The following is an 11,549-nucleotide window of genomic DNA, read 5'->3' on the forward strand; positions in this document are numbered from 1 at the left end:
AAAGTGTGGCGGCAGTTGGGGCGGGAAGGCATCGACGTGGCACGCTGCACGGTGCCCCGGCTGATGCGCCAAATGGGCCTGAAGGGCGCGACACGGGGCAAGGCGGTGCGCACCACGATCAGCGACCGGGCGGCGCCATGCCCGCTCGACCGAGTGAACCGCCAATTCCAGGCGCCCCGCCCGAATGCCTTGTGGGTGGCGGATTTCACGTACGTGGCCACATGGCAGAGCTTCGTCTACGTGGCCTTCGTCATCGATACCTTTGCCCGTCGCATCGTCGGCTGGCGGGTGTCGCGCACGGCACACGCCGGCTTCGTCCTCGACGCCTTGGAACAGGCGCTCCACGACCGTCGGCCGGTCAAGGGCAGCGGCCTCATCCACCACTCCGACCGCGGCTCGCAATACCTTGCCATTCGCTACACCGATCGCCTCACCGAGGCCGGCGTCGAGCCCTCCGTGGGCAGCGTCGGCGATTCCTACGACAACGCCTTGGCCGAGACCGTCAACGGTCTCTACAAGACCGAGGTGATCCGCAGACGAGGACCCTGGCGCACTCTGGAGGCCGTCGAGTTCGCCACCCTGGAATGGGGCGACTGGTTCAACCACCGGCGCCTCCTCGAACCCATCGGCAATATCCCGCCCGCCGAGGCCGAAGCACGCTACTATGTTCAAGTCGAGGACGTCGCCATGGCGGCGTGACTCAACACAAATGGCCTCCAGAAAACCCGGCGCGGTTCATTCGGCGAAGATCCGGCGCCGACAGGTTGGAACATCGCAGTGGAAGCGCCGCGCCTGGAGGTGCAGGTGGACGTTACGCCCCGAGAGCGGCAGGTCGAGAAGGAAGCGCTGGTACCGGCTGTGCACCCGAAACGAGTGCCCGCCGCACACCGGGCAAGGGCTGAACGCGGCGGTGGAGCGCACCGTGATCTGAACGGTGAGGCCGGCGTCCGTCGCCTCGATGACCACGAAGCCGGGCGGTACACACCCCGTGCAGCGAAGCGACTGAGCCATGATGCTAATTCCGCTGGTGAAACCAAAGCCAACAACAGTCCAGCACCATCAAATCTGCGACAGAGCCCCTTTTCCGTGCCGATCCGGGGTTCCTATCTCAAGCCGATTGACACGTGGTCGGAACCGCTGGAGGCGGCAATGGTTCAGGGGGCTCCAAGACCGGCGGTTCGGTTGCGGTCGGCTCCGGCGTAATGGTCACTGCGACGAAGCTGGACGGTTCGGCCACAGCGGTCCCACTCGCCTCCTCGACCATTCGGACCTTCTCCGCCGGCGTGTAGGTCCGCCGCCGCTCCGTCCCCGTCAGAACCTCGACCCGCTGATAAGCCATGACGTTTACAACTCGTTTGCGTCCGCGCGATGACGCGCAACGCAAAACTCAGACGTCGGACCCTATTTTGCCAAGACGGCCCTCACCGGAGGCATACGTCCGATCTGCGCATCGTCCCCTCTCCGACCGCACCCGTGCCAGCAGAGAGAATCACGAGAACCCGCCGCAGCATAGCCTTTTTCCGCATCTTGTTAAACGTGGACTAACGACGCTCGCCAAACCGATTTTTACGGCAAGCCGCATTACTTCGTCTGCAAAGCCCAAAATTGGGGTAGATACGCCCATTAGCGGGTTTTTTAGTGTTGTTCGGTGCGCTTGAAGATGAAGCCCTAATACCAGTTTGCGCGTGAGTCGCAAAAATTACATTAATAGACTACCTTAGGCACAAAGGTCGCATGTCTGAGCATGCCTGCGGTGCGATTTCCGGATACGGGCTGGAGTTGGTTCATGCTTAAGCTCCATAGACGTCAACTATTATTAAGCTGCGTTTGCGCTGGGGGCGCGTGCCTTGCAAGTAAGCTTGTGGGTGCTCAGCAGGGCAACGCAACACAGCGTGGCGCTTTTATCTGCGCCACGTTAGAGCCGCCTTTGCAGCAGTCAGGGCTCCGCTTCGAACCTTTCAATGCCGAAACTGGCCCAGTCACGCTGTCGCCCTTCGCCGCGGAGCGTTTAACAAACGAGTTCAGATTCACACCTTTCGGCTTGGCATCGGCCCGCGACAGATGGATGCCCAGTGACGGCCTAACGCCGAGCGGCAAAGTGACGTTAAGCGTATTCTTCTTGAATGGCACTTCCCAAGAGCACAATCAATGCATTCGTGCGGCGTCCGAGTGGCTGCGCGATGGGGTCGATGCGTATCTTGATTTCTCATGGAACGTGCTCTCGAAAGACAAAGTGGACCCGAAAGATGCCCACATACGTGTCCGATTTGGCCACGGTGGGAACTGGTCATTGATTGGCCGTAACGCTTTGGGAAAAACAAACAGAGATGAGCCGACGATGAACATTGCCGATGTCGTGGACAACATTATTATGCACGAATTCGGTCATGCGCTCGGGCTTAGGCATGAACATCAGCATCCAACGGGAGGAATTAAATGGGCGGAGCGCGCGGTGATCAACGCCATGGCGAAGGAGGATCCGCCATGGAGCGAGGAATATACCAGAGCTAATGTCTTTACTCGCTACGATACAGCCACGCAGTGCATTGGTGATCCGGAGTTCAACGATCATTCACTGATGATGTACCCTATACCCAAGGAATGGACGGTGGACCAATATTCTGCTACGCCGTCTCCCTCTATCACGCCCAGGGATCGGCGATGCGTACGTGGCCTATATGCACTTTGACTCGCGTCGCAAGGAAAATCGGAGCTTTCGCTCCGAACCTCGAATGGTCCTTGGCGGAACCGCGATGGGCGGTGACCGTGGCATGCTGGATACTTGTTTCGTGCGCGGGAGAGCCCATAGCACGGCGAATGGTGTTCTTTGAGGAGCAATCTGCTCTCGACACCTTTGCCCGTGATGTAACAGCTAGTGCGGCAAATCAAGCGCGCGCTAACCCCGGAGCGACTGTAAAACTTTTCTGGTTCGCTGATACTGGCGGTAGCTTGGCTTCGGTTGCACAGGCTAGGGCTGATGCCGTGCGTGCCTACCTGCTTGATGCGGGCATCCCAGCGCAACGCATCGTGATTATTGGTCGGGAACCTCGCGGTGGGATTGATCCGGAGGTAGAAGCCCAGCGTGTCCTGATCGAAATCGGAGGTTAGGGCTATGAAGTGCTTCCTGATAGTTCTTTCTTTGTTTGTGCCGCTCGTCTGCAACGTGTTCGCAGCGCAGGCAAGCGAAAACCCGAATTTTAAGGACGCGCTTCAATTGGCCATAGTTCACTTGACGGTGAACGGCATCGATCAGAAAACAGGACGCCCTATTAATGAGAAAACGGGGACTGGGTTTTTCATCTCGGAGGACCAGAGGATATTGACGGCTAAGCACCTGTTTGTCGGTGAAGACGGAAAGCCGCTAGCTTCGACAAAGATTGAGGGTCGTATTGGTGTGGCTCCTCCAAATGGTAGGGCATTTCATATTTCATCCGACAAACTGTACTTGCACCCAGAGCACGACTTTGCCCTCTTGTCCGCGAACGATCCGACTCTTTCGGTGAAAGTCCTGCCATTGTGTTTCGATCAACGCCCAAAAGTCGCAGACCGCGTAGTAGCGCTCGGATTCACACAAGGTAAAATCTACGATCAAGCTCCCGGTGAAATTAGAACATCCGATACGGATCTCGGGGGTAACCTCGCAGAAGCCATGTTTACAAATGCGCCAATAAATCCTGGTAACTCGGGTGGACCAGTGCTGTCCGGCACAGGAAGTGTTGTGGCTATCGCGCTCGGAGGCTCTTTCTATGATAATAGCAAGGGACAGACTTTGCGCGTTGAAGGTGAGAATGCAATTTTGCCTATTTCTATAATCAAAGGATGGATTGCTGATAAGGTCAAAAACGTGCGGCTGGGCTGTGGTAAATCTGATCATTCTGCCTGCGATGTGGAGCCGCCTACGTCAGTGCCGCGCAGCAGTAGCGGCCGTACTATTTATGTTGAGCCCTATCAGTTCCCGCCCGGCGCCGAAACTGCCGAAGTTGCGGCGAACCTGAACCGTATTCGTGAGAATCTTTTCCTTGTCGCTTTAGGGCCGCGCCTCAGTACTCTGAACGTACCCGAAGTGGGATACGACCGCAGCGATCTCGGCATCCCACCTGCACGCCTCGATCAGCTTCGTGAACTGGGATGCAGTTTGAACGCCCTTGGTATTGTGATTGGATTCGGATCTTTACGCCCTGAGCCAAGTGGGAAGCCCCTTGTGCATCTGAAATCTGCCATTGTCCTCCCCAGCGACGCGAGGCTGGCGGGCGGGTCCTTTTGGGTGGATGATCAAATTCTAGTATCTGAGGTGAATGACCCGACGTTGTTTTCCGAGCGGCTCGATCAAAGATGGGTATTTAATACAATGCTCGCTGTTGCAGAGAAGCAGCTGCGAAGAGCCCGCACGGACCAAGAGCGAAGAGACGCGATTACTTGGATTAGCAGTGCAGCCACTGTCCGAAGTACTCAAGAAGAGCGTCAAAAACTTCTTGATTTGTTAAAGTAGCGAATGGGAGCCGCGCAATGAGAAGTCGGTGGGTCCATATCGTGGTAGTCATCCTCATCGCGCTTTCAGGCTCCGTTACTGCTGGAGAGGGTGTCTGCCTGAATGATGCAGGGCGCATTAGCTGCGTAGACCGTGCGCTCCCGCATGTTGCGCAAAAAGCTGTTGTTCTCGAATTCATTGACCCCAGCAACACAGGATACGGCGAGGCGGCCAGTCGCCTGATGTGGCGAGAGACGCTTACGGCTATCCGCAACATGCGTGGCCGCGGTGTCTTGCTCGCTACTCGATCGGGCGACACTGCACCGCAGCGAGAAAACTGGGACGAGTTGCTCAGGGAATTTGGGATGGATCCTGTACAGATCCTGCAGGGAAGCTTTCATCCTGGTGCACTCCGCCTTGGTAAAGCGCTCGACGGACAAATGGTGGCATGGGGAGGCGTGGTTAAAAGCGATACCCGTGTAGCACTTCATAGTTTTCTTAGCGTCATTCCGGAGGTATGGAAACCAATTCTGGAAATCAAAGTTCCTTTGGCGTCCGATCCTACCGCACCGGCTTTGGCCCGATTGCCAGTGGAAATTGACCGCCTTGCCTTCGCTCCAGTAATTGCGGAGCCAGATGTGCTGTTCGGCTCGCCGGTCTCGGCCCGCTGCAATCTTGACGCGGGTTGTCCGAATGGCGTGCCAATTAAAAGTGCGCCGGAGGAGCAAGCGCGATTGCCGACTGGACCAGTCGAAGGTACGCCATTGAAGATCATCGGCGCAAGAGGCAAGTGGTTGAACGTAGAGTTGCCTGCCGGTGAGAGAGTATGGATGAACTTTTACCATGCTGAGTTTGGTCCGATTGCAGTCACCATACCACCTGATAGGCCTGTAATGCTGCGGAACGCTCCAGGCACGTTACAGGGGGGGCAGTTGCAGACGCAGGGGCCTCATCGTGTCGAAAGTGTTCGGCGCACTTCCGGCGTGTTGTGGTACCAAATTTCAAGTGAACACCGCAGTGGTTGGGTTAAAGAGGACGAGGTTGAACCAGTCCACCGATTGCCAGCGGTACATTTCCTTGCCGGACTATACAGATACGGTGCAGCTCAGTATCCGCGAGCCGAGCGCGAATTCAGGGCGTTCCTTCATGGGGAAACCTCGCGTGGAGACCCTGTTACGCATGCGATGGCGCTCCAACTCATCGCGCTATCGCGTCTGAAGCAGGATGTAAAGCCTCCAGGCGCCAGTCCAGAAGAAGCGCTTAGTGAGGCGCTAAAGCTAACGCCCTTTAACCCAACCCTGTACTCGATGCGTGCCGCGATTCGGTTGACCGAGGAGCCCAAATCACTTCCGGCAGCACTCAATGACGTGACGCATGCTCTTAGCCTTTATCCCGACCATCCGGCTGCGCGTGCCTTTGCAGGATCTCTCGCTGCCTCAGCTGAACGTCGGCCACAAGCATTGCGGGCGGATGGAATCGATCCGACAGCCATTCTAGAGGCTGCCGAAGCCTTCCCTCCGCCAGGGAGCTTGCCACGTTAGGTAGGCTCTGGGGCGGCGTTTCTTAGTTCGGATAAATCGGCATGCATTTCTTCCGTGCTATCTTAACCCCGAAGGTGTGAGGGAATGTACATGCAAATGAAATCGCCTCAGCTGCTTGTCGCCTTAGTGTTAATGATCTTGCTCGTTGCGTGCACAAACCTTCAGCCACCGCCACCTCCTGACATTGGACAATATAGTTGCCTTCAGGTTCCGAGTAGTTTTGAGGGGCCAGGCACAATAATTCGACGTGATAAATCGGGTGCTTTTTTTCTGGCTCAGAATCTCCTTGCGGATCCCGATCTGCGACGTTCCGTCTATACTGCCGAGAATGTGCAAACTGTCGCAGCGATGCGCACCGGCGCTGATGCTGCATCGTTATCCATCGGGTTATTGAAAAGTTTAGTGCCTGGCTTTTCATCTAACTTGGCTGCTCATGCGCAGCAGCAATGGACAGGATCAGTGATTTATAGTGGAATTGATGAACATCGCACCTATGACGAGCCCTTGCATGAGGCGGCAAGGAATTGGATGCGGACTGCCGCTCAGGTTCCTGGAAGTGAATATTTTCTAATTCGTGATGCGCTAAGCGCTCATGCTATGACTATGGAACTGAGTGCCGAGCAGGCAGCAAACCTCGGGCTGGATACTGTTATCGAAAAGGCAGCCAATGCTCGGGCAGGCGTTTCCCTTTCCCGAGGAGCAACTTACCGGCTTACGAGCGAATTCTCTTCCCCAATTTTCGTGTGCATCACTCGGGAGCGTGTCCCTGAAGCGGTTGCGGTGGCTCCCCCGGGTTCCTTTGGAGCACCAAGCCCTGGAACAGCACTGGGCGCTGTGGAATTCCATCGCATAGTTGATCCGACTCCTCTGTCGGTAATACGCCTTGATCATTGAGAGCAGGTGTGGGGTGAAATGGCTGCGATCCGTACTTTGAACCGTACCGGTTTCACTGAAGACTCTGTTGTTCGGTAAGCGGTGTTCTGGCCCCAGCTTTCAGCGGAAACAGGGCGGAGCGAGTCTCCCGGATCGAATGGATGGGAGATCGGTTTGTGTCTGCGCTCGACCTTACGCTTGCCTCTGAGCCCGTGCGGGTGCGCCGGATGGAGGTGATCACCGGCGATGTGGGCCGCCGGACTTGGTCGCCGGAGGAGAAGGAACGGATCCTGGCGGAGGCGGCGGTGCCCGGGGCCGTGGTCTCCGAAGTGGCCCGGCGTCACGGATTGCGCCCCCAGCAGGTGTTCGGCTGGCGCCGGGAAGCGCGTGCCGCCAACCGCTTCCAGGAAGAGGGGTTGGTGTTTGCGCCGGTGGTGCTGGACACCACGCCGCCCCCAGCCGCAGCGAAGGAACTCCCGGCCATCGAAGTGCAGATCGGCGATGCGGTGGTGCGCGTGCCGGCCGGCATGGACAGCGCCACCGTCAAGGCGGTGCTGCGCGCGGTGAGGGCGTCGCGGTGATCGGCATCGAGGGCGCGGTGCGGGTTCTTGTCGCCGCCAAGCCGGTCGATTTCCGCAAGGGTATGGATGGTTTGGCCGCTCTGGTGCAGCAGCAACTGGGGGCGGATCCCTTCAGCGGGGTCGTCTACGTCTTCCGCTCCAAGCGAGCCGACCGGGTGAAACTCCTGCACTGGGACGGCACCGGATTGGTTCTCATCGCGAAGAGATTGGAGGCCGGCCAGTTCCGCTGGCCAGCGATCCGCGACGGCGTGATCCGGCTGACCCCGGCTCAGCTCTCGGCGCTCGTCGAGGGTCTGGACTGGACCCGGGTGCGGGGCGTGCGGGTGTCTCGGCCGACGTCCGCCAGCTGAGCTGCGACACAGCGACTCGGCCACCGCTTCGGAGGCGAGGACTGCGCAAGCCGCCGCTATACTGGTGGACGTGACGACCGCGCCTGAAACCCTTCCCAGCGATCCTGACGAACTGCGTGCCCTGCTGCTGACCGAACGGGTCCGGCATGCCGCGGAGTTGACGGCGGCCCGTTCCTCGGCCGAGGAGGAGATCGCCCGGCTACGCCAGATCATCCGGGAATTGCAGCGCCATCGCTTCGGCCGCCGGGCCGAGCGCCTTGATCCGAACCAGTTGGCCTTGGCCTTGGAGGACCTGGAGCAGACGCTGGCCGCCAAGGAGGCCGAGCCCACCGGCACCGCGGCGGCCAAGCCGGCCCCTTCGCCGCCACGGCGTCGGGTGAACCGCGGCAACCTGCCGGCCGATCTGCCGCGCGAGGAGATCCTCATCGATGTCGCCGACAAGACCTGCCCGTGTTGCGGCGGCACGCTGCATCCCATCGGCGAGGATGTCTCGCAGCGTCTCGACCTCGTCCCGGCCCGCTTCCGGGTGCTGGTGACCCGTCGGCCGAAATACGCCTGCCGCCAGTGCGAGGAGGGCGTCGTGCAGGCCGCGGCGCCGGCGCGCATCGTGGACGCCGGCATCCCCACCGAGGCGCTGATCGCCCACGTGGTGGTGTCCAAGTACGCCGATCACCTGCCGCTCTACCGCCAAGCCCAAATCTACGCGCGCCAGGGTGTCGATCTCGACCGCTCCACCCTGGCCGGCTGGGTCGGACGGGCGGCGTGGTACCTGCGGCCCCTGCATGAGCGGTTGCTGGCCAGCCTGAAGGCGTCGGGCAAGCTGTTTGCTGACGAGACGACGGCGCCCGTGCTCGACCCCGGACGGGGCAGCACGAAGACCGGCCAGCTCTGGGCCTACGCGCGCGACGATCGCCCCTGGAACGGACCGGAGCCGCCGGCGGTGGCCTACGTCTATGCTCCCGATCGCAAGGCGGAACGCCCCGTGATGCATCTGCAGGGGTTCACCGGCGTGCTCCAGGTCGACGGCTATGCCGGCTATCACAAGCTGGCCGAGGGCGGAGCCGTGCGCCTCGCCTTCTGCTGGGCGCACGTCCGCCGTGGCTTCTATGATCTCCAGACCGGCGGCTCGGCGCCGATCGCCAGCGAAGCCTTGCGGCGCATCGCCCAGTTGTACGCAGTGGAGGCCGAGATCCGCGGCCATGACTCCGAAGCGCGCCGCCGGGAGCGCCAGGCCCGCTCGACGCCGCTGATTGCGGAACTGAAGACGTGGCTGGAAAAGCAACTGGCGACCGTGTCGCGCAAATCGACATTGGCCGAGGCGATCCGCTACGCGCTCAGCCGCTGGGAAGGGTTGACGCTGTTCCTCGACGACGGCCGGGTGGAGATCGACAGCAACAGCGTGGAGCGTAGCATCCGCCCGCTCGGCCTCACGCGTAAGAATGCTCTGTTCACCGGCAGCGACGGTGGCGGCGAGCACTGGGCGACCATCGCGTCGCTGGTGGAAACCTGCAAGCTCAGCGGTGTCGATCCGCAGGCCTGGTTCGCCGATGTCCTGACCAAACTCGCCAGCGGGCATCCGATCACCAGGCTCAATGAACTGCTGCCCTGGAGCTATGCCCAGCAGGCCGAAACTGCCGTGGCCTGAAAACACCGCTTACGCGAAGCTCAGCATTGCCGCCAGATCGCCGCGCAGCACGATCGCCAGCTCGTTGCCGTCCGGCTGCAGGTTGATCTGGTCGACCAGACCGCGGAGGATGTTGGCGGCTTCAGCCTTGGTTTCCTCGGACTGTAGGCGTTCGTGCAGAGCCGCGATCCGCTGCCGGTACATTTCGGCCATGTTTGGATGCAGAAGGGGAGGAGGCTCGGTCGCGCTCGCCAGTATATCGGCGAGTTCAGCCTTGCGTGCTTCCAGCTTTCCGATCTTATCCTTGAGCTGGCTACCGGGCACTCCATCGAGAATGGCTTGGACCGCGCGATCCAGTTCCCTTTGAACCCGTTCCAACTCTTTGCGGCGGCCGGCGATCTCGGAGCTTTGCTCCATGCGCAGCCGGTTCATTTCGCGGGTGAATTCCTCGCAGAACTCCTTGAACAGCGCCGGCCCCATCAGGTGGGCTTGCAGCCCGTTCAGCACCGACGCCTCCAGAGAGTCCCGCCGGATGTTCTTCAAGTTACCGCAGGTGCCTTTGTTGCGTGCAGCTGAGCAACCGAGCAGATCCTTCGAAATCATGCTGTAGCCGCCATCGCAGCAGCCACACTTCACCAGTCCAGCAAACAGATGCTTTGGTCGGCGGCGATCGGTCAGGATATTTCCGTCAACCTCCTTGGTCTCCACCGGCGTCAAGGCGAAGGCCTTCTGCCGGGCCTTGACCGCGTCCCAGAGATCCTGGTCGACGATGCGCAGCTCAGGGACCTCCTGGATGACCCATTCGCTCTCGGGATTGAGCCGCGATACCCGCTTGCCGCTATCTGGATCCTTCACGTAGCGCAGCCGGTTCCAAACCAGCCGACCGATATACAGCTCGTTGTTCAGGATGCCGGTGCCGCGTTTCGGGTTGCCATGGATCGTCGACGGTCCCCACGCGCTGCCCTGTGGGCCGGGCACGCCCTCGTCGTTCAGCTCCCAGGCGATCCGGCGCGAGGACTGGCCGCCGAGATAGGCACTGAAGATGCGACGCACCACCGCGGCCTCGGCGGCATTGATCCGGCGGTTGCCGCGGGTTGCCTCACTGTTGGCGGCCGTCTGCTTGACCACCTCATAGCCGTAGCACAACCCGCCGCCCGACTTCCCCTCCTCGACCCGGCCGCGCAGCCCGCGGCGTGTCTTGTCGGCGAGGTCCTTCAGATACAGCGCGCCCATCGTTCCTTTCAGGCCGATGTGCAACTCGCTGACCTCGCCCTCCGACAGCGTCACGATGGCGACGCCGGCGAAACGCATGCGCTTGTAGAAGCCGGCAATGTCCTCCTGGTCGCGCGACAGGCGGTCGAGGGATTCGGTCAGGATGATGTCGAATCGCCGCTTCAGCCCGTCGGCGATCAGATCCTGAACGCCGGGGCGTAAAAGCGAGGAGCCGGAGATGGCCCGGTCGGAATAGCTGTCGACGATGCGCCAGCCCTGCCGCTCGGCGTAATTCCGGCACAGCCGCAGCTGATCCTCAATCGAGGCGTCGCGCTGGTTGTCGGACGAGTAGCGGGCGTAGAGAGCAGCCTTCATCGGGCGGCCTCCTCATGTGGGAGGACGGTGGTCGGCTCGGCCCTCCTCGATGCTGCGGGCGAACTCCCGGGCGGCCTGCCGGGCGAGCAGGCGGACCAGATCGACGAGACGCGGGTCGGGCTTTGCACCGGTGGCCGGGGCGCCGCCGGCCGCCGCGGCGACCAGGCGCAGCGCGTCGGCTGTTTTCCCCTTGGGCTTTGCCACGGCGGCCTCCCCATGTCCCAACGGTTCGAACCGTCCACGGGCCAGGATGCCTGTAGTGGTTTAGCTGGGGGAGAAAAATATCATTCTGGATCAATGTGATGGTAGAAGTCTTGGCGCATATCCGGATGGCTTGGCGTGCACTGGTGCAGAGGTGCGCATGTTGGCATAGCGCAAAGACTTACGCATTTCGCAGCTTGTCCAACGAGAGTGTGATCGGGCTGCGGAGAGATCATGGTTTCAATCCGTTGAGAGCCGTCATGACCGAGGCGGTGAGCAGAAAGGCGCGCTCGGGGATGCGCGGGAAAGGCCGGAAGCCGAAGT

Annotated in this window: 12 protein-coding genes (1 of these 12 cut by a window edge); 9 read left to right on the top strand and 3 right to left on the bottom strand. The window is 60.4% G+C overall.

The annotated features are described in order from the left end of the window. Positions 1-699 (top strand): IS3 family transposase gene (locus ABMY26_RS06155; protein ID WP_372394597.1); it begins 533 nt to the left of the window's first position. Within the gene, positions 1-699 belong to an annotated coding region that runs on past the window's edge; the region does not span the whole gene. Positions 700-735: 36 nt separating this feature from the next. Here the strand turns inward: ABMY26_RS06155 and ABMY26_RS06160 are convergent. Beyond that, the gene (locus ABMY26_RS06160) at positions 736-1,011 is read right to left on the bottom strand and encodes a transposase family protein (RefSeq protein WP_372394598.1); all 276 of its coding nucleotides are present in this window, start codon (positions 1,009-1,011) and stop codon (positions 736-738) included. 775 nt (positions 1,012-1,786) lie between these two features. On the opposite strand from ABMY26_RS06160, the gene ABMY26_RS06165 reads away from it, so the two are divergent. The 8 genes from ABMY26_RS06165 to ABMY26_RS06200 all read left to right on the top strand — a co-directional run bounded on the left by ABMY26_RS06165 (position 1,787) and on the right by ABMY26_RS06200 (position 9,458). After that, complete coding sequence (locus ABMY26_RS06165) at positions 1,787-2,689, top strand: hypothetical protein (RefSeq protein WP_372394599.1); 903 nt, start codon at positions 1,787-1,789, stop codon at positions 2,687-2,689. A gap of 128 nt (positions 2,690-2,817) precedes the next feature. Next, a complete protein-coding gene (locus ABMY26_RS06170) occupies positions 2,818-3,108 on the top strand; it encodes an OmpA family protein (RefSeq protein ID WP_372394600.1) in 291 nt (96 codons plus the stop codon). Positions 3,109-3,112: 4 nt separating this feature from the next. Next, positions 3,113-4,489 (top strand): serine protease, encoded by a 1,377-nt coding sequence (locus ABMY26_RS06175; protein WP_372394601.1) that lies wholly within the window; start codon positions 3,113-3,115, stop codon positions 4,487-4,489. A 41-nt stretch (positions 4,490-4,530) separates the two neighbouring features. After that, positions 4,531-6,009: a hypothetical protein gene (locus tag ABMY26_RS06180; RefSeq protein ID WP_372394602.1), complete on the top strand. Its 1,479-nt coding sequence runs from the start codon at positions 4,531-4,533 to the stop codon at positions 6,007-6,009. Between the two features lie 96 nt (positions 6,010-6,105). Beyond that, on the top strand, positions 6,106-6,903 hold the full coding sequence (locus tag ABMY26_RS06185; protein WP_372394603.1) for a hypothetical protein: 798 nt from the start codon (positions 6,106-6,108) through the stop codon (positions 6,901-6,903). A gap of 206 nt (positions 6,904-7,109) precedes the next feature. Continuing rightward, positions 7,110-7,463, top strand: a complete 354-nt coding sequence (locus ABMY26_RS06190) for a transposase (RefSeq protein WP_372394276.1) — start codon at positions 7,110-7,112, stop codon at positions 7,461-7,463. After that, positions 7,460-7,813 (top strand): IS66 family insertion sequence element accessory protein TnpB, encoded by a 354-nt coding sequence (tnpB, locus tag ABMY26_RS06195; RefSeq protein WP_372393875.1) that lies wholly within the window; start codon positions 7,460-7,462, stop codon positions 7,811-7,813. Before ABMY26_RS06190 ends, tnpB begins: the two co-directional genes overlap by 4 nt. A gap of 70 nt (positions 7,814-7,883) precedes the next feature. Next, positions 7,884-9,458: an IS66 family transposase gene (locus ABMY26_RS06200; RefSeq protein ID WP_372394275.1), complete on the top strand. Its 1,575-nt coding sequence runs from the start codon at positions 7,884-7,886 to the stop codon at positions 9,456-9,458. 9 nt (positions 9,459-9,467) lie between these two features. On the opposite strand, the gene ABMY26_RS06205 is transcribed toward ABMY26_RS06200, so the two are convergent. Both ABMY26_RS06205 and ABMY26_RS06210 read right to left on the bottom strand, forming a co-directional pair. Continuing rightward, positions 9,468-11,024, bottom strand: a complete 1,557-nt coding sequence (locus tag ABMY26_RS06205; protein WP_372394604.1) for a recombinase family protein — start codon at positions 11,022-11,024, stop codon at positions 9,468-9,470. A gap of 12 nt (positions 11,025-11,036) precedes the next feature. Further along, positions 11,037-11,228 (bottom strand): hypothetical protein, encoded by a 192-nt coding sequence (locus ABMY26_RS06210; protein ID WP_372394605.1) that lies wholly within the window; start codon positions 11,226-11,228, stop codon positions 11,037-11,039. Positions 11,229-11,549 lie beyond the last annotated feature (321 nt).

Source organism: Azospirillum sp. HJ39, assembly GCF_041507355.1.
GTDB lineage: Bacteria > Pseudomonadota > Alphaproteobacteria > Azospirillales > Azospirillaceae > Azospirillum > Azospirillum thiophilum.

Excerpts from the sequence above, each read along its gene's own strand:
- ABMY26_RS06170 (WP_372394600.1), top strand. The coding sequence starts at position 2,818 with ATGGTGTTCTTTGAGGAGCAATCTGCTCTCGACACCTTTGCCCGTGAT.
- ABMY26_RS06160 (WP_372394598.1), bottom strand. The coding sequence starts at position 1,011 with ATGGCTCAGTCGCTTCGCTGCACGGGGTGTGTACCGCCCGGCTTCGTG.
- ABMY26_RS06165 (WP_372394599.1), top strand. The coding sequence starts at position 1,787 with ATGCTTAAGCTCCATAGACGTCAACTATTATTAAGCTGCGTTTGCGCT.
- ABMY26_RS06175 (WP_372394601.1), top strand. The coding sequence starts at position 3,113 with ATGAAGTGCTTCCTGATAGTTCTTTCTTTGTTTGTGCCGCTCGTCTGC.
- ABMY26_RS06205 (WP_372394604.1), bottom strand. The coding sequence starts at position 11,024 with ATGAAGGCTGCTCTCTACGCCCGCTACTCGTCCGACAACCAGCGCGAC.
- ABMY26_RS06185 (WP_372394603.1), top strand. The coding sequence starts at position 6,106 with ATGAAATCGCCTCAGCTGCTTGTCGCCTTAGTGTTAATGATCTTGCTC.
- ABMY26_RS06190 (WP_372394276.1), top strand. The coding sequence starts at position 7,110 with ATGGAGGTGATCACCGGCGATGTGGGCCGCCGGACTTGGTCGCCGGAG.